The sequence below is a fragment of the Agathobaculum sp. TL06 genome, from assembly GCF_054658635.1.
This window is the reverse complement of record NZ_BAAGGY010000086.1, coordinates 1-276: the sequence shown is the minus strand read 5'-3', so window position 1 is coordinate 276 and position 276 is coordinate 1. Positions and strand designations below refer to the sequence as shown.

Genomic DNA, 276 nt, shown 5'->3' with positions numbered 1-276 from the left:
TTTGGTTAGGGGACGGTTTTCCGACCATCATAAGGTCGGTTTTCTGACCATCAGTAGGACGGTTTTCCGGCTCTATGAGGGTCGGATTTCCGGCCATCAGTTGGTCGGAAAACTGTACCTGTGGCACACGCGGCACTTTCACATATAGGCGGTTCGGTGCGGAGAAGCCGCCCCGTTCCCGTTCCAGCAGCCCCGCCATGTCCAGTTCATTAAGCGCCCCCTTTATGGTGGTGCTGCCCTTATCCAGTATTTCGGCTATCTCCGCGATGGGATAGA

The 276-nt window shown here is 55.4% G+C and carries 1 pseudogene; it reads right to left on the bottom strand.

From position 1 onward, the window contains the following. Nucleotides 1-276, bottom strand: a pseudogene (locus ACYQ3S_RS15740) (replication initiator protein A); the annotation flags it as partial.